Genomic DNA, 20,590 nt, shown 5'->3' with positions numbered 1-20,590 from the left:
TTGGGCAATAATCGGGCAGGATCCTGCCTACCGAAATTCAGCACGGTCTTATAAGCTCGAGGAGATGACAAACGTCAAGGAGCGCCCGCCCGGTGAGACCGTGGCCGGTGCTCTGCGACCATGTCGAAACGCGAGGAGAACACTATGGTGACTTTGACGATCAACGGCAACGAGCATGACCTCGATGCCGAACCGGACATGCCGCTTCTGTGGGCGATCCGCGACCTCGTCGGACTGACGGGAACGAAATTCGGCTGCGGCATGGCGCAATGCGGTGCCTGCACGGTGCTCATGGACGGCACGCCCGTGCGCTCCTGCCAGACAGCCGTTGGCGACGTCGGCAGTGCGAAGATAACGACGATCGAGGGGCTCTCGGGCAAGGTAGCCGAGACGGTGCAAGCCGTCTGGGCTGATCTCGACGTACCGCAATGTGGCTACTGTCAGTCGGGCCAGATCATGTCAGCGACCGATCTTCTGACCAGCAATGCGAAGCCCACCGATGACGACATCGACGCCGCCATGACCGGCAATCTCTGTCGTTGCGCCACCTATCACCGAATCCGTGCCGGCATTCACGAAGCCGCCAAGCGTCTGGAGGCCTGAACGATGATCCCGAAACTGATGCAGAACCTCACGCTTCCCGTGGCGAAGATGCAGGCTTCGCGCCGGCAGTTCATGCTCGGCGCACTGGCGTCGGGCGGCGGTATCGCCGTCGGCTATCAGATCATTGCAGCCTCGCCTGTAATTGCCGCCGAGACTGCTGCGGAGGACGGCAATGCGGCCGTCTTCACGCCGTATCTGACGATCGATGGCGACGGCAAGGTCGTCGTGCTGTCATCCCAGTTCGAGATGGGACAGGGCTCGTATAACGGGCTTGCGACGCTCGTCGCCGAGGAACTCGACGCCGACTGGTCGTCCATCGATGTTCGCGGCGTGGCAGGCAATGTGAAGGCCTACGGCAACATCGCCTTCGGCGGCGCGATCCAGGGAACGGGCGGCTCCACATCCATGGTCACCTCGTGGGAGCGCTACCGGAAGGCCGGCGCGACGGCGCGCGCCATGCTGGTGGCGGCCGCAGCGTCCGAATGGGGTGTTTCGCCCGAGGAGATCACGGTCGCAAACGGCGTGCTCGCGCATCCCTCCGGGAAGTCCGCCGGCTTCGGCGCCTTTGCCGCCAAGGCGGCAACCATGCCGGTGCCGACCGACGTGGAACTCAAGCAGCCGGATGACTGGAAGCTGATCGGCAATGCCAAGCTGAAGCGCTTCGACAGTGCCCGGAAAGCGAACGGAACCGAACAGTACACGATCGACGTCAAGCTGCCGGGCATGCTGACGGCGGTGATGATCCACCCGCCGATGTTCGGGGCCAAGGTGAAGTCCTTCGACGCGACCGCAGCGCGTTCCGTGAAGGGTGTCGTGGACGTCGTCGAGACGCCGCGTGGTGTGGCCGTCGTCGCAGAACATATGTGGGCGGCGATAAAGGGCAGGGAAGCGGTCAAGGTGGTCTGGGACGACACGACGGCCGAAAAGCGCAGCAGCTCCGAGATCATGGCGATGTACAGGGGCCTCGCGGACAAGGCGCCGGTGGCTGTCGCGCGCAATGACGGTGACGCGGAGGCGGGCTTTGCGGGTGCGGCCAAGGTCATCGAGGCGACCTTCGAGTTTCCCTATCTGGCACACGCCGCGATGGAACCGCTCAACGCGGTGGCGCGCAGGGCCGAGGATGGAACGCTGGAGATATGGGGCGGGCACCAGTTCCCCGACGTCTATCAGATGCTTGCCAGCCAGATCGTCGGCACGACACCGGACAAGGTGAAACTGCACGTCATGAAGAGCGGAGGCAGTTTTGGCCGGCGCGCAGTCTTCGACGGCGACGTGGTCGTCGAGTCCGTTTACGTCGCCAAGGCACTCGGCTTCCGGGCCCCGGTCAAGGTTCAGTGGACCCGAGAGGATGACATGCGCGCCGGCCGTTATCGCCCGGCATACGTGCACAAGCTCAAGGCCGGGATCGACGGTGACGGCAAGCTTGTCGCCTGGAGCGATCACGTGGTCGGACAATCGATCATGGCCAAGACCGCTTTCGAGGGAATGGTTCAAAACGGGGTCGATCCGACCTCGGTGGAAGGGGCGAGCAACCTGCCCTATGCCATTTCCAACCAGACGGTCGGCCTGACGACGACGGAGGTCGGCGTGCCCGTCCTCTGGTGGCGTTCCGTGGGCTCGACCCACACTGCGTTCGCGGCGGAAGCCTTCATCGACGAAGTCGCCGAGGCGGCGGGCCGCGATCCGGTGGAGTATCGCCTCTCGATGCTCGATCCGCAGTCGCGTCACGCGGTTGTCCTCAGACTGGCGGCAGAGAAGGCAGAATGGACGAAGCCGCTTGCGGACGGGCACTTCCGTGGTGTCGCGGTGGCCGAAAGCTTCGGGTCGGTCGTTGCGCAGATCGCGGAGGTCTCGACCGACGGCAGCGGCAGTATCAAGGTCGAGCGTGTCGTCGCCGCGGTCGATTGCGGTCTGGCGGTCAATCCGGATCAGGTCCGCGCCCAGGTCGAGGGCGGCATAGGGTTCGGTCTGGGCGCCATTCTCGGCGAGGAAATCACCCTGACCGCCGGCAAGGTCGATCAGGGCAACTTCGACATGTACTCGCCGCTCAGGATTGACGCGATGCCCGTGGTGGAGGTCCATATCCTCGCCTCCGCCAATCCGCCGTCCGGGATCGGCGAGCCGGGTGTCCCTCCCGTCGGTCCGGCGGTCGCCAATGCCGTCTACAAGGCGCTCGGCAAGCGGATCCGCCTCATGCCGTTTGCCAAGACGCTCAATGCATGATCCCGACATCCTCGGCCGTGCGAGCGGCCGGGGATGATGCCCCGCCAGTTGTCGCTCGGATCTGATCGGGCCAGACGACTTGGATTTCTGGTCCGCGGTTCTGATTCGATCAATGCGTTCGAGTCTTTGACAAACTTTGCCAAAATCAGTTATGGTGCCTTCAAATGGAGGTGCCGATGGCCACGATGAATGTATCTCTTCCAGACCCGATGAAGGATTGGGTGGAGGCGCAGGCTAGGACCGGACGATATTCCAATGCCAGCGACTACGTGCGCGACCTGATCCGACGCGACCAGATGCGCAACGACAAGATTGCCGCCATGCAAAGCATCGTCGATGCCGGGCTCCGAAGTGGTGTTGGCATACGCTCAAAGGACGAACTCTTTGCTGAGGCGATGACTCGTGCCGGCGAGTCATGAGTGTTGGTCTTTCAGTTGAAGCGGAAGAGGACATTATCGCGATTGCCGAGCAAGGTGTCCGTATGTTCGGAGCAGGCCAAGCAAAGCGCTACCACGATGAACTTTTCGCACTACTTGGTCTGTTAGCTGCCAATCCACGCATCGCGCGCGAACGGGATGAGATCAATCCACCCGTTAGAATTCATCCCTTCAAAGCGCATCTCGTTGTCTACCGAATCGAAGACGATGAAACAATTTCTGTAATACGAGTTCGCCACGAGCATGAAGATTGGGCAAGTAATTGAATTTACTGCACCGCAGACATGGACGGCGGCGATTGGTGTGCCTCAGGTTCAGATCGGTTCAAGAGCGCTCACAGTTCCATCATGCCTACAGGCAGCTTTGAGACCCCGAACAAAAGTCTGTCTTGAGCGAACAAAACATGACGTTTTCAAAATCACTGACGCTCGCGTTCCTCAACTGAAATGGTCGAGCGCGCCACGCTTGCCGGCGCAAATGCGTGGGTCCGAGAGGACTGTGATCTCCGCAGCTAAGTCAGGATGACAAACCGCGACAGTCAATGCGCGTTCATCAGGCGCGCAGCACCTGCGATTGTGCCGGCGATCGTGACTGCGCGTATGACCTCGATCTGACGCAAGGTGAGCCCGGCTCTGACACCGGTTAGCGCGTCCGTTTCCGCTCGCGAGCGGATGGCGCCGCCGCTGCTATCCTTCATTGTTCCTCCCGACATGCGACACGCGCCAAGCACGGTCCATCCGTGCGACCTCAACGCATCTGCAATGAAAGCACTATTTTGCGGGCATGTACAAAGTCGGGTCCGGTCGGTTCTGATGGAAACGCATTTTCGCGGCACGCTTGGTGAATGCACTGAGATCGCCGCAAAATGCCTCTTAGGTTAAGGGAGCGCGGCGTTTGCCGAGCAACTGCCGCGCTGCGACCGGGGCGACGAGGAGTATGCCGATGATGGTTGCGGTCAAGTCGGGTGCCACGAGCAGGATTGCCGAAAAGACGAGAGCGATCCGTTCGAACCAGTAAAGCGGCGCGAAGAGCCAATTGGAGACTGCCGCCGCAAGCACGACGATACCGAGGACGGTGCCGCCGAAGGCGAGGAAGAAATCCGGCCAGGTGAAGCCGTCGGTCACGAGCAGCAGCGCCGGCTGGAAGGCGAAGACAAAGGGGACGAGCGCCTTGCCCATGCTTAGCCGGAAGGCGGTGTTGCCCGCCTTGAAGGCATTGGCTCCGGCGATGCCCGCCCCCGCATATGCGGCCATCGCCACGGGCGGGGTCACGTCCGCCAGCACCCCGTAATAGAAGACGAAGAAATGCGCGACCAATTGCTGCACACCGAGAAGGCCGAGAATCGGGGCGGCGACTGCGACCATGATGATGTAGTTGGCGGTGGTCGGTATGCCGCACCCCATGAGGATACACACGACCGCCGTCAGCATGAGTGTGAAGAGCAGGGTCAGCGTCGGAACCGTCATCACCTCGAAGGGCAGATAGGCGAGTGTCGCGTGCACCGAAGCGGCCCAGTCCTGGGCAACGCTGGTCACCATATAGGCGATCTTGAAACCGACACCGGTCAGCGTCACCACGCCGATCACCACGCCGACGAGTGCTGCGGCGGCGGTAACAGAGAGTGACTGCCGTGCGCCGAGGACGAAGCCTTCCCACACACCATGAGCAGTGCCGCGCAGGCCCTTGGCGAGCCCGCCGTCACGGACCTCCTGGACCACCAGGACGAGGACGCAGGTGGTGATCGACCAGAAGGCGGCAGCAAACGGTGTCCGGCCGGACAGCAGCACCGTGATCAGGACGATGAGAGGCACCACTTTGAGCCAGCCTTCCTTCAACACCTTCCAGGCGTTTGGCAGCTCGGACGCAGAAAGGCCGCGCAGCCCGAGGCGCCGGGCTTCGAGGTGCACCTGCACAAGAACACCGAAAAAGTGCATGAAGGCGGGAACGAGGGCTGCCGTCAGGATTGTCGTGAGCGGGAGGCCAAGATATTCGATCATCAGGAACGCGACGGCGCCCATGACCGGCGGCGTGATCTGGCCGCCGGTCGAGGCGGCGGCTTCAACGGCCGCCGCGAAATGGCGCGGATAGCCGATCCGGATCATCGCCGGAATGGTGAGCGCACCGGTTGTGACCGTGTTGGCGATGGACGATCCGGAGATCGACCCCAGCAGCGCGGAGGAGACGACCGACACCTTTGCCGGCCCACCGGCATAGCGACCGGCGAGCGCCGAGGCCACGTCGATGAAGAGCTGCCCGAGGCCGATACGTGTCGCCATGACGCCAAACAGGACGAAATGGAAGACGTAGGTCGCGATGACCCCGAGCGCCGTGCCGTAAATACCCTGCGAGGTGAGGTAGAGATGATTGACGATGTTCGACCAGCTTGCGCCCGGATGCACGAGTATGCCGGGCATGGACTTGCCGAAATAGGCGTAGGCGATGAAGAGGATCGCGATGACCGGGAGCGGCCAGCCCATCGATCGGCGAACCGCCTCCAGCAGCACGACGATCAGGATCGTGCCCATGACGATGTCGATGGGCAGCGGATTGCCGACCCGGAAGGCCAGTTCACTATATATCCAGGGAACATAAAGGGCCGCCAGAAGGCCTGCGATGCCGAGGATCCAGTCTGCCACCGGGAGACCGAAAGGCGCAGTGACGCCCGGCCTGATCTCCTTCTTTCCGAATGCCGAGAAGCTTAGAAAGACGACGAGCAGCGTGACACCGAGGTGAAGACCGCGATGAACCGTTGCCTGCGGTATGCCGAACCCCGCGGTGTAGTAGTGATAACACGAGAGCAGAAACAGGATCGCAGCGGCGATGATCGTCAGCGGCCAAGCGAGCACACGGAAGCGAAGCTCCGGATCGTAGGTCTCTTCAATCGCCTGCAACTCGTCGGCTGTCAGATGCCGCACATCGTCGGTCGCATCCGGTCTGTCCTTGTTTGCGATCATGGAAGCTGTCCCCTCGGAAACCGCGGGCCGCGCACGGTGTGCGCGGCCCCGTCACATTGCTGTGCTGAAGATACGAGGCCCGTGCCTTACTTTACGAGTCCGGCTTCCTTGTAGAACTTCTCCGCGCCCGGGTGCAGCGGAATGCCGACGCCCTTGAGGGCATTCTCCTTGACGATAGCCTTGCCCTTGGCGTGCCCGGCGTCGAGCTGCTTGCGCGTATTGTCGTTCCAGAGTGCCTTGGTGATGCCGTAGACCAGGTCTTCCGGCTGATCGGCGCTGGTGATCCATTGTGCGCCGACGGCAAGGGTCTTCACGTCGTCCGGGTTGCCCTCATAGGTTCCGCCCGGCACGGTGTCGCTTGCGAAGAAGGTGTACTTCTCGCAGATGGACGGCGCATCCTCGCAGGAGATCGGCACCAGCTTCACGTCATGCTGGCTGGCGAGTTCGGCGATCGCCCCTGCCGGATAGCCGCCCACGAAGAAGAATGCATCCATGGCGCCGTCGCGCATGCGGTCCGCCGCCTGGTCCGGTTTCAGGAACTCGGCCGAGATGTCCGATTCGGAGAGGCCGTAACCTTCGAGAATGAGGCGCGCGTCGACGAGCGTGCCGGAGCCCGGTTCATCGAGCGAGACGCGCTTTCCCTTTAGGTCGGCCACGGTCTTGATGCCCGAGCCGGCGCTGGCGACGAGGTGGATGCTTTCCGGATAGAGGTTGGCGATTGCCCGGAGTTTCTCGACCGGAGGCTTGCCTTCCCAGATGCCCGTGCCGCTATAGGCCCAGGTGGCGACGTCCGACTGGGCGAACCCTGATTCGAGCGAGCCACCGGCGATCGCGTTGATGTTGGCGACGGAGCCGTTGGACGAGAGCGCCGATGCAACGAGACCGGGAACGCCGCAGGCGCCACCCTCCTCGCAGGGACGCGAACCGGGCGGGTTGGAGATGGCGTTCGCGAGCAGGCCGCCGATCGGATAGTAGGTGCCGGCGGTGCCGCCCGTGCCGATGCGGAAGAAGGCCATCTGCTGCGCTGCCGCCGTGGCGGCAAGACCCAGCGCCAGGACGGCGCCTACGAGAATGTTGACGTGTTTCATGGTCGTTTCTTCCCTCCTTCAATCGTTATAGTCGCTTGCGCGAGCTTAGGGGGCCTTGCAGTGTGGCGCAAGGCGGAGTTGCCCGGCGATAGACACTCTCGTGTCAATCGGCTTCGGCGGGCGGCACCTAGTCCGCCCGGTTGCCGTCGGCGTCGAAGATATGCAAGCGATCTTTCGGGAACTCCGCGCGGACGCTCGACCCGGCGCCGAGAACCGAGCGGTCGGTCGTGAAGATCTTGAAGGGCAGGCCATGCAGCGAGAGGTGCATAATGATGCCGAAGCCGGTGGGTTCGACGAGATCCAGATCGGCCTGCATGGGCCCGATCGGGGAGATGACGACATGCTCGGGACGAATGCCGAGGGTCACTTCGGCGCCGGTTTCCAGTCCCGCTCTCGGCTCGACGGCAACGGGTGAACCATTGGCGAGAATAACGGTCGCGTTGTTGCCGCCGCTCATATAGCGACCCTTCATGAAGTTCATCCCCGGGGAACCGATGAAGCCTGCAACGAAAAGATTGGCTGGGCGGTCGTAAAGATCAAGTGGCGAGCCCACCTGCTGGACGATGCCGCCATGCATGGCGACGATGCGGTCGGCAAGCGTCATGGCCTCGATCTGGTCATGGGTTACGTAGATCGAAGTGGCACCAAGTTCGCCGTGCAGTTTCTTGATCTCAGCGCGCATCTGTTCGCGCAGACGAGCGTCGAGGTTGGAGAGCGGTTCGTCAAATAGGAAGGCCTTCGGCTGGCGAACGATCGCTCGGCCCATGGCGACACGCTGGCGCTGTCCGCCCGAGAGCGCCTTCGGGCGGCGTGCGAGCAGGGGATCGAGGCCGAGCTTGGCGGCGGCGTCCGCGACGACGCGCGTGATCTTTTCCTTTGCCGTCTTCCGCAGCCTCAGACTGTAGCTCATGTTCTCGGCGACCGTCATGTGCGGATAGAGCGCATAGGACTGGAACACCATGGCGATGTCGCGGTCCTTCGGCGCCAGCTCGTTCACCCGCTTCTCCGCAATGCGGATCTCCCCCGCAGTCACCTCTTCGAGGCCCGCGATCATCCGCAGGAGCGTGGACTTTCCGCAGCCGGAAGGGCCGACGAGGACGACGAACTCGCCATTCCGGATCGAGAGGTCCACACCGTGCAGGACGGGGAAGTGACCGTAACTCTTGCGGACGCCGGATATATCGATGGAAGCCATGGGGAACCCTTTCAGCCTTTGACCGCGCCGGCCGTCAGGCCCTGCACGAGGTAGCGCTGGATGAGGAGGAAGAAGAGGCAGGCAGGGATGAGGGCAAGCACACCCGCTGCCATCATTTGCCCGAAGTCGACGGAGAACTTCGAGACGAAGGACAGGAGCCCGACCGGGAAGGTCGCCGCGTCGTTGCCGGAGATCAGCATCAGCGCAAAGAGAAGTTCGCTCCATGCAGCGGTGAAGACGAAGCCCAGTGTCGCCGCGATGCCGGGAAGCGTCAGAGGCAGGATGATCTGCCGGAAGGCGACGAACTGGGTGGCGCCGTCGATCATGGCTGCTTCTTCAAGATCCTTCGGGATCCCGTCGAAGAAGGACTGCATCAGGAAGGTCGCGAATGGAACGTTGAAAGCAGAGTAGACGATCACGAGACCGGTGAGGCTGTTGGTCAGCCCGAGCGGCGAGAGCATCTTGAAGATCGGCGCGACCAGCATGACCAGCGGAAACATCTGGGTGAGCAGCATCAGCGCCACGATCCAGTATTTGGCCCGGAAGGAAAACCGGGACAGCGCGTAGCCGGACAGCGAAGCGAGTACGGTGACGACGGCGGCGGTCGAGCCCGCCACGATCAGGCTGTTTTTGAAGAAGGTCGGGAAGGCGCTGTGGGCGATGACGAAGGTGAAGTGTTCGAGGGTCGTTTCCGACGGCCACATGCGCACGCCCTCACTGTAGAGCAGCCGGTTGGGTGTCACCGATACTTTCAAGAGCCAGAAGAGCGGGAAGAGCGCGACGGCGATATAGGCGAGGATTGCGAGACGATGGGCGACTGTGAGGAGAATGCGGGATGGCCTCATGGTCTCAGCCCTTGTTCAGGAGCGACTGGCGAAGCAGCACGATCAGCATGGAATAGGCAAGCAGCAGCACGAGCAGCACCAGCGCAATCGCCGAGGCATAGCCGAAGTCGAGCCGCTTGAAGGCCTGGGTGAAGATGTAGGAGGCGACGATCTGGGTCCGGTCGGCCGGCCCGCCATTGGTCATGACGATGATGAGGTCGGCGAAATTCGAGACCCACACGGTACGCAGCAGGACCGTGATGGCGATGGTTGGGGCGAGGAAGGGCAAGGTGATCGAAAGGAAACGCTGGACCGGGCCAGCGCCGTCGATGGAGGCGGCCTCGTAAAGGTCGCGCGGGATCGCCTGCAGCGCGGCAAGAAGCGTGATGGCGAAGAAGGGGATGCCCCACCACACATTCGCTGCGATCGGTCCCCACATGGCAAGCGCGGGATCGGCGAGGATATTGTTGGGCTCGGCAAGAAGGCCGAGCGCATAAAGCCAGTGGGGCAGGGGGCCGATCACCGGATTGAACAGCCACGCCCAGTTGAGCCCGGCGAGAAAGCTCGGCACGGCCCAGGGCAGGAAGACCAGCGCCTGCGCCAGGCCTCGGCCGTAGAAGGGCTTGTCGAGGAGCAGGGCGAGGATCAGGCCGAAGACGAATTGCAGGGCAACGGACGCGCCCGTCCACCAGAGCGTATTCTTCAGTGCCCGGTAGAAGTCCTGGTCGCGGCCGAGCGCGCGGAAATGGTCAAGGCCAACGAAGCCACCCGAAAACGGGTTGAGCAGCTGGATGTCTCGGAACGCATAGGAGATGCCGAGCGCCAGCGGCACCAGCATGACGGCGACGATCAGGACAAGCGCCGGCGCGCTGTAGAGGTAGGGTTCCGACGCATCGGCCAATCGCTTGGTCAGCGATCTCCGGTCATCGGCGCGGGCAGGCGAGGTCATCGGCGGCATTCCGTTGGACGATCTGGCTCAGGTCCGGGCGGAGAACTGATGCTCCGCCCGGAGGAAGGTGCGCTACTGCTTGGCGAGATGCTTCTGCTGCGCCTTCGTCAGGTAGTCGGCCCACTGGTCCGCCAGTTCCTGCGGCGTGATGTCGCCGAGGAGCGCCTGCTGCGAGGTCTTGATCACCAGAGAGTCCTTGAAGAAGGCGAACTCTTCGAGATGCGTCGGCATGACGGTCGGCACCGCATCCTTGTCGGAAAGCTCCTCGAACCACCCCTTGAACTGCGGGCTCGAGTAGAAGGGGTCGTTTTCGGCGGACTTGAGCGCCGGCAGAGCGCCGGTCCGCTTGTTCCACTCGATGTTGCCTTCCTTGCCTTCGAGTGTCGCAATCAGTTTCCAGGCGAGATCCTTGTTTTCGCTCGCTGACATCATCGACCATCCGGCATAGCCGATGGTCGGGAAGGTCTTGCCGTCCGGTCCCTTCGGCATCGTCATGACGCCGTAGTCATCGGCATTCATGTGCTGGCCGATCGCGATGAGGGCGTCGGGATCCTGGTCGAGGAAGGCGCAGGTGCCGCTGTAGAAGCCGGCGACGATTTCGTTGAAGCCCCAGTTGACGCTATCCTTCGGCGCGTAGCCGTTCTTGTAGAGGTCGATGAGCCAGGTGAGGCCCTTGACCCAGCCTTCGGAGTTGAAGGTGGATGTGCCGTCTTCGGTGAAAAAGGCGTTGTCACCCGCCATGGAGGCGCCGAACATCACCCAGCCGTTCAGGCCGCCCGGTCCACCACGAAGGCAGTAGCCGTACTTGCCTGGCAGGGCGGAGACCTTTTTTGCGGCTTCGGCGAACTCGTCCATGGTCTTCGGCGGTTCAGACACACCGGCCTCGGAGAGCAGCTTCTTGTTGTAGAACATGGCACGCAGATAGAAGCCGTAGGGCAGCATGTAGGCGGTGTCCTTGACGTCACGGCCGAGCTCGAGGGCGCGGTCGGAGAGGTCGGCAGTCTGGTCCCATTCCTTCAGGTAGGGTTCAAGGCTCTCGATCATGCCGTTATTGGCATAGAGCGAGAGCCAGGTGTCCGGCATTTCCATGACGTCCGGGATTTCTCCGGCCGAAACCATGGTGGCGAATTTCTGGAAGGCCTCTCCCCAGGGAAGCGAAATGATTTCCACCTTGGTGCCGGGGTTGGCGGCTTCGAACTTCGAAACGACGGACTTCAAGGTGTCGGTACGTTCCGGACTGGTGATGACCTCCACGAGCTTCAGCGTGGTGTCGGCAAGGGCCGTACCCGCCATCAGGGCGCTCATCAGGGCAGCTGTCAGAAGTGTCTTCATGGTCATTCCCCCTCTTTTTCTTGGGTTGATGGGCAATTCAGGTCTTGCGAGCGGCGTTGATCGCCGTTTCAAGGTCCCTCCACAGGGCCTCTGTTCCTTCGAGGCCGACATGGAGACGCACGGACCGCGGGTTCATGCCAAAGACATGGGCGGAATTCGGCTGGGCTTTCTGCTGCAGCACGACCTCACCCGGGACGATCAGGCTTTCGTGGCCGCCCCAGCTGACGCCGAGCTTGAAGAGCTCGAGACGGTCGGCGAAGGCGCGGATGTCGACACCCTCGCGGAACACGAAGGAGAAGAGGCCCGAGGTGCCGGAAAGCCCCGGCGGCAACTGATTGGCAAGGCCCGGATGGTTGACTTGCTCGACCTCGGGAAGCGCCTTCAATCGCCTGGCGATCTCCAGACCGGCTGTCTCATGTGCCTTCATGCGGATGGGGAGCGTCCGGAGCCCGCGGATCAGCAGCCACGCGTCGAAGGGAGACATCTTGCCGCCGAGATAGGGGAGGCTCTCGCTGCGGATGCGGTCGACGAGCGCCTTCGAACCGGTTACGACCCCGGCGACGACGTCGCTGTGGCCGCCCAGATATTTGGAGGCCGAGTGCAGCACGAGATCGACGCCGAGCGAGAGCGGGCGTTGGAAGACGGGGCTCGCCCAGCTGTTGTCGATGACGGTCAGGACGCCGTGTCTCCTGGCGATCGCCGCGAGTGCGGCGACGTCATGGGTCTCCATGATCCAGCTGGTCGGGCTCTCCATATAGAAGAGCTTCGCCCCCGGCAGTGCCTCGTCGACTGCCTCTTCGTCTGTGCCGTCGACATAGGTGACCTCGATCTTCATGCGTTTCAGGAGCGTTCCGAAGAGGCGAAAGGCATCCGGGTAGAGATGCTTGACCGCGACGATGCGGTCGCCCGGTTCCACGAAGGTGAGGACCGTGGAGGAGATCGCTGCCATTCCGCTTCCGAAGCCCAGCGCATCCTCGCCGCCTTCGAGCTTCGCGAGCATTTCTTCGAAGTGGCGAACCGTCGGGTTGAGCCCGCGCGAATAGACCGGGCGGTTCTTCTCGCCGCGATAGGTCGCGACCATCTCGTCGACGGTTTCGAAGGTAAAGAGCGAGGTCTGGACGATCGGTGGCACGACGGCTTCGAAAGCGTTGCTGTCGTCGTGGGCGACGACCAGGGAGGCGTGTTCGAACGGATCCAAGCCGTTGATCATTTGGACATTTCCTTGATGTCTTCCTCGACGACGTCGAGGATCTTCAGCGTTTCGCGCCGTGCGGCCTCGGTGTCCTGAGCGACGATCGCGTTGAACAGCGTGCGGTGATAGGGGAAGGATCTCCGGGCGAAGTCCGGCCGGTCGAAGGGCTCTTCCCAGAAACGTTCGAAGGCTTCGCGCATCTGTTCGAGCAACTGGCGGAACAGCGGATTGTGGGTCGCGTCGTAGATCGCGAGATGGAAGGCGAGGTCCTCCTCGCCCGCGGTTCCCTTCAGGAGATGGACCCGTTCCATTTCATCGAGCTTGGCTTCCATGTTGACGAGATCGTCTGCCGTGCGGCGCCGGGCCGCCACCATGCAGGCCTCGCACTCGATACCGCGCCGTACCTCGAGCGTTTGCAGGAGTGCATCGCGCACGTTCGCCGTTTCGACCGAGAGCGGCATGTGGATGGTGGCCGATGTGATCGGCTTCAGGAGATAGGTGCCGCTGCCCTTGCGGGTCTCCATGACGCCGAGCGCCTGGAAATGGCGGATCACCTCACGGATCGTTGAGCGGCCAACGCCGAGGGCCGCCATGAGCTCGCGCTCCGCGGGAAGGCGGGCACCGGCGGCAAGCCGCGCCTGATCGATGTAGCGGGCGAGCGATTCCGTCACCTGCCGGGCGCGGTCCATCGGCGGAAGGGGAGCTATCAGCGGCTTGGCATTCGGCGTCGTCATCGATGTCGGCTTCAAATTGGTCTGACATCATAGCATTCTCGTTTCCAGCGCAAGGAGTCAAGGCCTGAAAGCGGCAGGAGAGAAGCGTGTTCCGGCAGAAAAGCGGAGCTTCGTCCCGGCTTTTCTGCCCAGCACGTCATGAGGCTTGATTGGCTGGATCCCTTCTCATACCTCGTTGGAAGGGTGAGGCCGCGCCAGCGCCGCTTTGCAGCCCCGAGCTCCCGAGGAAGGGCGGCCTGGCAACGCGCAAATGGTCTACAAGGGTGCTGAGATGCCGTCGTTTGGTGGCCCCGGAGGGGCGGCGCTCTTGCACCAGTCGATTCCGCTCAGGGCGACGGTTGTGTCAGTCGGAGCCCTGCTTGGGGCAGAAGATCGGTGCGTTCTCCTGGCATCGACAGCGCCTGCGCGAGCCGCACAAACCGACGATGCCTTGCCTGGTCTGGAGCCGGCAACCTGGACAGATCGATCACTTCAATCATCCCTTCTGCCGCCAGCTCTTTCACCGTCGCGTTCTGTCTGTCGACAGCCCCGATGCGCGGACGGGATCCGGCAAGACGGCTCGACAGAGCCAGCGCACGATCATCCTTTGCGTTGAGTAGGATTATTGGGTGTGCGAGGCGCCCGATCGTCCGGACCTGTCGTCCGAAGAGATCGATCTCTATATCTGGCGCCGCGAGCACGACCTGGTCTATCCGGCCAAGTACATCATCTCTGTTCGTGAGCTTAAGTTGACGCAGTGCTTCGAGGACAAGCCACGCTCCGGTGCTATGCCCGAACAGCGTAATACCGCCTTTCTTGCCGTTTTTGCCAAGGCGGATGAGAAGATTCGTAAGATCGTCGCGAGCGTACAGTGCGGCGTCCTTGTCGGCGATATAGCCGGTAATCGTGCCTTCGGACGGCCAGCTGAAAAGAACGGGTGTCTCTTTGAGTTTGCCTTCTATTGCGACTTTCGAGATTTGGAAAAGCGACTCCTGGAATGTGTAATTGTAGCCGTGCACGTAGACGACTGTTTTGCGGTGCTGGAGGGCATCTATGTCGGATAAACCCTTGCGATCTTTCACAAGGTATTTTTCGCTGCCGGCGAAGGTGACCGATTGCCTCTGGCCATGCCGTTCGTTCCGGATTGCGACCATGGCGACGGTGAAGCGTTCGAACCGCAGCTTCGGCGATCGTTTTGAAGAATAGCCGGGGCTAGCGGCACTTCTCTGCCTGTCCGTCGCCGTGACGATTGTTGCGCTTGGATACCAGTCCGGGATGCCCGGCTGCGGTACCAGAACCCTGTCGTGGGGTCGAGCAGAACATGCTGCGACGCCAAGAAGGAGCCAAACGAGCGCCAGCCGCTGCCAAGGGCGATAGTGGTTTGGGGCCATGATCTCCGGCGTCCGGGCGCGTCTATTTCAGCTGAAGCGGAAAGAAATCGGTCGAACCTCGTCGATGTCAGTCGTCATTGCTTCAATCGGCGAGTCGCAGCCGGACGGACGTCACTCAGGAGTTGAGAGGCGATGGCGGTAAACCACCAGAATACCGTTCGAATGGTCATCGCAGCGACGGTCTTCAACTCGTAGGGATAGCCCAAGAGGATCCAGACACCAAGTCCTGTGAATACCAGCAGGGTTGCCGTCGCGATCGCGAATGCGAGTGTCGAAGCCCATCTGCGGTGCAGGATGAAGGCTGCCCCGGCGGCCACGTAAGCGAAACCTGCGGCAAAGTTGAAATACAGCACGAACGGCACGATCCGTTCAGTCGGCTCTGCGGCACTTTGGAGCAAGAGTATATTGTTCCCACCCGAAATGAGTGTCGCGACTCCGAACAACACGGCGAATACGCCGATCGTGGGATGAAAGAAGGTCGAGATACGTGCAGATGGCATGGCATTCGCTCCTCGTCGAGATCAGAATTTTCGCTCACCTTTGCAGGGTGAATTTCGTCTGGCCGGCCGCGAGCCCGGCATAACCATGTTGTGTCCGAACTAGTTTTACGCATTGCTCTGGAAGAAGACCGCCGGGCTTCAGACAAATCCCTTCTGGCGTCGCCCGCCAGGTTGGAGACAGATCCAGGGGGCCGCCGGTCATCTTGCTCGTCCCGTTGCGGTAGAGCACGAGTGTCCCGACGCGGCTGCCGGTGGTCATCGTCCAGGGGCGTCCATCCGTAATCTTATAGGCAGGGGACGGCTCCTCCGCCCGGCCCTGCGTGATCAAGGCAGACGATGTCACGAAGAGTGCAAGGAGGCCTAACCGCAATAGTGACTGTGCGTCTGTCGTGCCCGAGCGGCATGTTGGTTCTCGCGTCTTCATTCGTCTGCTCCTATGGCTACTCTGTGCAACAGCCGCTACGCGTCGAATGACGGCGGCAAACCTGGTGTCAGTCGAAGCCGCGGCCCTCTCCAGCCTCCTCATGGGTCACACCGTCCCTGATGTGGTAGATGCGCTTGAAGGTCGGAATGATCTTCTCGTCGTGGGTGACGACGATGATGGCGGTGCCGAACCTGACGGCCATGTCGTTCAGGATGCGGATGACGCTCAGGGCACGCACGCTGTCGAGCGGTGCTGTCGGTTCGTCGGCGAGAATGACCGGCGGGCGGTTGATCAGCCCGCGCGCGATCGCAACGCGTTGCTGCTCACCGCCCGAGAGCTGGGATGGCATTGCGGCCGCGCGATGCTCGACGTCCAGAGCTTTCAGGAGTTCGCGCGCGCGTTGGCGCGATTCACCGTTCGAAACTCCCGCCAGCATCGGTAGCAGGGCCACGTTGTCGGTCACGTCGAGAAACGGGATGAGGTAGGGTGCCTGGAAGACGAAACCGATCTTGTCGCGTCTCAGAGCACGCAGGTCGCGGATTTTCCAGCCGTCGTCATAGATCACCTTCTCACCGAGGATCATGCGCCCGCCGCTCGGGTCGATCACCGCGCCGAGAGCTTTGAGGAGCGTGGTCTTGCCTGATCCGGATGGGCCGACAAGGCCGACCACCTCGCCGGGAGCGACCTTCATGTTGACGTTCTTGAGGGCGTCAACTGCGGTGTCGCCGCTGCCATACCGCTTCCGGAGCTCTTCGATCAAGATTCCGCCTGCTGCCATCTCAACCTCCGATCGCTTCGGCGGGGTCGACCTTCAGGGCCATCCTGATGGCGACGATGCTGGCGAGAGCGCAGATGACGACGACGGCCACGAGCCCCGTCGCCGTATCCTTGGAGAGAAGCAGGACGAACTTCGGAAACAGCGGAGCGGCGAAAGTCGCCGTGATCTTGCCGACGACAAAGCCGATCAAACCGAGCACGATCGCCTGTTGCAGGATCATCGCCGCGATCGTCCGGTTGCGCGTGCCGATGAGCTTCAGCACGGCGATCTCGCGTATCTTGTCCATCGTCAGCGTGTAGATGATGAAGGCGACGATCGCCGCGCTGACAACCGCCAGGATTGCGAGGAACATGCCGATCTGCTTGGACGAGGTGGCGATCAGCTTGCCGATCAGGATCTCTTCCATCTGCGCACGCGTATAGACCGTCAGCCGCTTCCATCTCGCAATGTCTGCTGCAATCTGATCCGCGTCGTATCCGGGCTTGATGCGCACCAGAACGGCGTTCACGTACGGGTTGGTGTTTTGCGATGCAATGACGGCGTCCAGCAGGCCCGGCACACCGGGTCGGTTGAATTCAGGGTTCTCGCTCGTGCGCCGGCGCTGGCGGACGATGGAGTCGTTGTCCTTGAGAAACTGCGCTTCCTGTGCATCCTTCAGCGGGATGAACACCATCGGGTCACCGCTCGACGAAACGGCGCGGCGGGTGAGGCCCACAACCTTGTAATGGTTCCGCCGGATGGAAATGGTGTCTCCGAGTGCAAATCCAGTGGCGGCATCCGCCACGGCTTCATAGTGACCCCTTGTGATCTGGCGCCCCGCGATGAGAAATGGTGGCCAACCGGGCGTCGCAACATTGCCCGGCGCAATGCCGACCACCATCGCGCGGACGTCGGTGTTTCCCTTTCGGACCTGCATCGTCAGGTAGGTGACGTTGGCGGCCCTCGCGACGCCGGGCGTCGCAAGGATCATTCGGTAGATGTCGTCATTGATGCTGGAGGATTCGGCGTAAGGCCCGAGCGTGTTCTGCTGTACGACCCACATGTCTGCACCACTGTTGTCGAGCAGAACCTTGCCGTCCTCGACCATGCCCCGGTAGACGCCGGCCATCGTGAAGGTGACGCCGATGAGGAGACCGAGCCCGATCCCGGTGAAGACGAACTTGCCCCATGAGTGAAGGATGTCGCGGCCCGCAAGACTGATCATTTGAGCAGCTCCGCGGGCTTGTCGACGATCCGGATGCGGCTCGTGCCGGTCAGCCGCGAGGCGCTGTGAACGACAATCACGTCACCGGCCTGCAGACCACCCGTGATCTGGACCGTCCCATCGAGATCCGCGACGCCGACCTGGACAGGAGCAAATTGGATATCTCCGTCATCGATCCTCCAGACGCCAGTCCTGCCGTCGACATTCTGGAGAGCGGCATTGGGGATGGCAGGGCTAGAGGGGAGTGCGGGCAGGGCAATCGTCACCTCGGCAAGTTCGCCGATAGGAGGAAGGGGATCGGGAAGCGTGCCGAATTCGACTTTGGCGAGATTTTCCTCGGTGACGGGGTCTGCGAGCACTTCGACGCGAGACACTTGTCCTACGATGGCCGTTCCGCCATGGGAGCGAAGAGCGATCTGGGCCGGCAGCGCCTTGCGCAGGCCCTTGGCTGCAATCTGGTCGAACCGGGCATTGATCCAGAGGTTCTTCGGATCAATCATTTCGATGACTGCCTGGCCGGCGACCACGGTCGTGCCCGATTCAGCGTTGCGAGCGACGACCACGCCGTCGACCGGGGCGAGCAGAATCAGGGTGTCGCGTTGCTTGACGAGGCCGTCGCGGTCGGCGCGGTTACGTCGCAAGTCTTGCTCTGCAACCGCGAGGTTCGACTGTGCGGCCGAAAGAGCGGCAAGCGCGACCTGGCTGTCCTGCTTTCTTGTTTCCACTGCGGCTTTGCTGACGGTCTGGCTCTTCCAGAGTGTGTCATAGCGCGCCGCCTGCAGATCCGCGTATTCCTTGCGCGCAAGAGCATCTTCGACCTGCGCTTCAGCTGCCTTTATCGATGCTTCGGCTCGGCTTATCGCCGCGTCGAGCGAGGCGATGCGATCATTGATATCCACCGGATCCATTTCGGCGAGAGGCTGACCTGCGCTTACGGTATCGCCGACGTCCACGTGCACCGAGCCGACGCGTGCAGCGATGGTCGGTCCGATCTTGTAGGAAAAACGCGCTTCGACCGTGCCGATGCCGAAAAGCGCAGGCGAGATCGACCGGTTCTCGACGACGGCGGTCCTCACTGAAACGGGGGCCAGTGGGCCGGATCGAAGGACCACGTAGCCGAACAGGGCGACAATCGGAAACGCAACGGCCAGGAGCATCAGGCTGCGGCGTTGAACGGAGGGGAGCTTCATCGTGCTGCCTCCGTCGCGGCCAGTGTCTGGGAGAACTTCTGCATGTGAACGGCGATCATTTCGTCACCTCGATTGCGCGCCGGTAGAGCGCGAAGACACCCGGAGCGCTCTCGCGGATGAACTCGACATTCCCGGCGAGCAGGGACTGCATCACGAGTCCCTGGATCGTGCCGATGAAGAGCGTGGCTGCGGCTCTCTCGTCGAGTGATGCGGGCAACTCGCCACATTCCTTCCCTTGCACGAGGAGGCGACGAAGGCGCTCCCCGTATCGCTGGATCAGTGTCTGCGCCATTCGCTTAGCCAGGGTCTGCTCGCCCCGCTGCAGTTCACCGAACAGCATTCGAGGGACGCCGGGGTGATCCGTGATGAAGGCGATGTGCGTCATGAAGGCCGCCTCCAGGGCAGCGAGTGGAGATGCCGCCGCCGACGTCGAAGCGTCGATCCGGGCGAGCAGGCGGTCTGAAACCCACTCCATGACCGCCTCGAGAATGGCGTCCTTAGAGGGGAAATGCCTGAACAGCGCACCCTGCGTCACGCCCATCCGCTTGGCGATCGCGCCGGTCGTGATGTCGCTCGGATTCTGCTCCGCGGCGAGCTCGACGACGGTTTCGACCGTCACCTCGCGTCGTTCCTCGGCGGAAAGGTAAGCTGGACGAGAGATCATACGCGGCTCCAAAAGATAGTAATCGATTACTATCTAATTGCGCGACTCCATTTGCGCAAGGGTTTGGATTGAATTTCTTGAAAGAACCAGCTGAGCCCCGAGCGATTTGCGCAGCAGCTAGCTTTCCGTCGCCGCCTGTCGGCGCAGCGAAAGTTTCGGAGACAGCGCAACGATCCGCTCACTCGTCGTGCCGGCATCGCCAAGGGCACGTAACGCAAGGTTCGCCGCCGTTCGGCCGATCTCCCGGCGCGGCGAGTAGGAGGTCGCGATGGCCGCGGGCAGGGCATCTGTCAGTTCCAGCCCGTTGAAGCCGGCCAGCAGGATCGTTTCGGGAACGGAGATCTTCCGCTCGATACAGGCAAAGAGGCCGCCCGCTGCCATGTCGTCGTTAGAGTAGTAGATGCAATCGAGCTCCCCTGGATCCGCGAGCAGGTCAATCGTCAGGCGTTTTCCCAGAACCGCCGAGGAGACCTGCTCGCCCACCCTTACCGAGATGAATCTCAGCCCGGCTTCTGCCAGTGCGCGCTCGAACCCTGCCTTGCGGCGGCTCGCACGCTGGTCCCTGTCCAGCCTGCTGCCGACATAGCCGAATTTGCGGCGCCCTTCCTGAAGAAGTGCCCGCCCCATCTCCTCGCCTGCGGCTGTGTGCGAAAGGCCGACGCAATAGTCGATCGGCGTACCGTCGATATCCATGATCTGTATGACGGGAACCTCGGCCTGCTTCAAAAGCTTGACTGTCTCCTCCGGCTGGTCGAGACCGGTGACGATCATTGCCGCCGGGCGCCAGGAGAGCATGTTGCGAATGACCTCGCGTTCCTTGCCGGGGTCATAGTCGGTCAAACCGAAGACGGCCTGCATGCCCGTTCCCTCGAGCGTCTCGCTGATGCCAGAGAGTACTTCAGGAAAGACGATGTTTGACATGCTGGGCA

The 20,590-nt window shown here is 62.1% G+C and carries 20 protein-coding genes; 4 read left to right on the top strand and 16 right to left on the bottom strand.

The genetic code is table 11. The features are described from left to right. Positions 1–144: 144 nt before the first annotated feature. The 4 genes from H4I97_RS24110 to H4I97_RS24095 all read left to right on the top strand — a co-directional run bounded on the left by H4I97_RS24110 (position 145) and on the right by H4I97_RS24095 (position 3,529). A complete protein-coding gene (locus tag H4I97_RS24110; protein WP_182308209.1) occupies positions 145–603 on the top strand; it encodes a (2Fe-2S)-binding protein in 459 nt (152 codons plus the stop codon). Positions 604–606: 3 nt separating this feature from the next. Next, positions 607–2,826 (top strand): xanthine dehydrogenase family protein molybdopterin-binding subunit, encoded by a 2,220-nt coding sequence (locus H4I97_RS24105; RefSeq protein WP_182308208.1) that lies wholly within the window; start codon positions 607–609, stop codon positions 2,824–2,826. Between the two features lie 176 nt (positions 2,827–3,002). Beyond that, positions 3,003–3,245 carry a type II toxin-antitoxin system ParD family antitoxin gene (locus H4I97_RS24100; protein ID WP_182308207.1) on the top strand — a complete coding sequence of 81 codons (243 nt, stop codon included), beginning with the start codon at positions 3,003–3,005 and terminating at the stop codon, positions 3,243–3,245. Continuing rightward, positions 3,242–3,529 carry a type II toxin-antitoxin system RelE/ParE family toxin gene (locus H4I97_RS24095; protein WP_182308206.1) on the top strand — a complete coding sequence of 96 codons (288 nt, stop codon included), beginning with the start codon at positions 3,242–3,244 and terminating at the stop codon, positions 3,527–3,529. The genes H4I97_RS24100 and H4I97_RS24095 overlap by 4 nt, the downstream gene beginning before the upstream one ends. 272 nt (positions 3,530–3,801) lie before the next feature. Here the strand turns inward: H4I97_RS24095 and H4I97_RS24090 are convergent, their stop codons facing one another. The 16 genes from H4I97_RS24090 to H4I97_RS24015 form a co-directional block, all read right to left on the bottom strand. Then, entirely contained in the window at positions 3,802–3,960 is a 159-nt protein-coding gene (locus H4I97_RS24090) for a hypothetical protein (protein ID WP_182309068.1), read from the bottom strand. Positions 3,961–4,135: 175 nt separating this feature from the next. Next, the gene (locus H4I97_RS24085; RefSeq protein WP_182308205.1) at positions 4,136–6,217 is read right to left on the bottom strand and encodes a TRAP transporter permease; all 2,082 of its coding nucleotides are present in this window, start codon (positions 6,215–6,217) and stop codon (positions 4,136–4,138) included. Between the two features lie 86 nt (positions 6,218–6,303). Next, positions 6,304–7,305 (bottom strand): TAXI family TRAP transporter solute-binding subunit, encoded by a 1,002-nt coding sequence (locus tag H4I97_RS24080; RefSeq protein WP_182308204.1) that lies wholly within the window; start codon positions 7,303–7,305, stop codon positions 6,304–6,306. 127 nt (positions 7,306–7,432) lie between these two features. After that, entirely contained in the window at positions 7,433–8,500 is a 1,068-nt protein-coding gene (locus H4I97_RS24075; RefSeq protein ID WP_182308203.1) for an ABC transporter ATP-binding protein, read from the bottom strand. A gap of 11 nt (positions 8,501–8,511) precedes the next feature. Further along, complete coding sequence (locus H4I97_RS24070) at positions 8,512–9,345, bottom strand: carbohydrate ABC transporter permease (RefSeq protein WP_182308202.1); 834 nt, start codon at positions 9,343–9,345, stop codon at positions 8,512–8,514. Positions 9,346–9,349: 4 nt separating this feature from the next. Further along, a complete protein-coding gene (locus tag H4I97_RS24065; protein ID WP_244658849.1) occupies positions 9,350–10,273 on the bottom strand; it encodes a carbohydrate ABC transporter permease in 924 nt (307 codons plus the stop codon). A 72-nt stretch (positions 10,274–10,345) separates the two neighbouring features. Further along, entirely contained in the window at positions 10,346–11,605 is a 1,260-nt protein-coding gene (locus H4I97_RS24060; protein ID WP_182309059.1) for an ABC transporter substrate-binding protein, read from the bottom strand. Positions 11,606–11,642: 37 nt separating this feature from the next. Continuing rightward, positions 11,643–12,815, bottom strand: coding sequence for a PLP-dependent transferase (locus H4I97_RS24055; RefSeq protein WP_182308200.1), 1,173 nt, complete (start codon positions 12,813–12,815; stop codon positions 11,643–11,645). Continuing rightward, on the bottom strand, positions 12,812–13,531 hold the full coding sequence (locus H4I97_RS24050) for a FadR/GntR family transcriptional regulator (RefSeq protein WP_182308199.1): 720 nt from the start codon (positions 13,529–13,531) through the stop codon (positions 12,812–12,814). The genes H4I97_RS24055 and H4I97_RS24050 overlap by 4 nt, the downstream gene beginning before the upstream one ends. 326 nt (positions 13,532–13,857) lie before the next feature. Next, complete coding sequence (locus H4I97_RS24045; protein WP_182308198.1) at positions 13,858–14,901, bottom strand: alpha/beta hydrolase; 1,044 nt, start codon at positions 14,899–14,901, stop codon at positions 13,858–13,860. A gap of 74 nt (positions 14,902–14,975) precedes the next feature. Then, on the bottom strand, positions 14,976–15,401 hold the full coding sequence (locus tag H4I97_RS24040; protein ID WP_182308197.1) for a hypothetical protein: 426 nt from the start codon (positions 15,399–15,401) through the stop codon (positions 14,976–14,978). Positions 15,402–15,892: 491 nt separating this feature from the next. Continuing rightward, the gene (locus H4I97_RS24035) at positions 15,893–16,603 is read right to left on the bottom strand and encodes an ABC transporter ATP-binding protein (RefSeq protein WP_182308196.1); all 711 of its coding nucleotides are present in this window, start codon (positions 16,601–16,603) and stop codon (positions 15,893–15,895) included. A gap of 1 nt (position 16,604) precedes the next feature. Beyond that, the gene (locus tag H4I97_RS24030) at positions 16,605–17,807 is read right to left on the bottom strand and encodes an ABC transporter permease (protein WP_182308195.1); all 1,203 of its coding nucleotides are present in this window, start codon (positions 17,805–17,807) and stop codon (positions 16,605–16,607) included. After that, on the bottom strand, positions 17,804–18,997 hold the full coding sequence (locus H4I97_RS24025) for an efflux RND transporter periplasmic adaptor subunit (RefSeq protein ID WP_182308194.1): 1,194 nt from the start codon (positions 18,995–18,997) through the stop codon (positions 17,804–17,806). The genes H4I97_RS24030 and H4I97_RS24025 overlap by 4 nt, the downstream gene beginning before the upstream one ends. Positions 18,998–19,052: 55 nt before the next feature. Next, on the bottom strand, positions 19,053–19,661 hold the full coding sequence (locus H4I97_RS24020; protein ID WP_182308193.1) for a TetR/AcrR family transcriptional regulator: 609 nt from the start codon (positions 19,659–19,661) through the stop codon (positions 19,053–19,055). Positions 19,662–19,778: 117 nt separating this feature from the next. Then, the gene (locus H4I97_RS24015; protein ID WP_244658848.1) at positions 19,779–20,582 is read right to left on the bottom strand and encodes a substrate-binding domain-containing protein; all 804 of its coding nucleotides are present in this window, start codon (positions 20,580–20,582) and stop codon (positions 19,779–19,781) included. Positions 20,583–20,590 lie beyond the last annotated feature (8 nt).

This window comes from Ciceribacter thiooxidans (genome assembly GCF_014126615.1).
Taxonomy (GTDB): Bacteria; Pseudomonadota; Alphaproteobacteria; order Rhizobiales; family Rhizobiaceae; genus Allorhizobium; species Allorhizobium thiooxidans.
The sequence above is the reverse complement of the archived record's forward strand: the minus strand, read 5'-3'. Positions and strand labels throughout refer to the sequence as shown.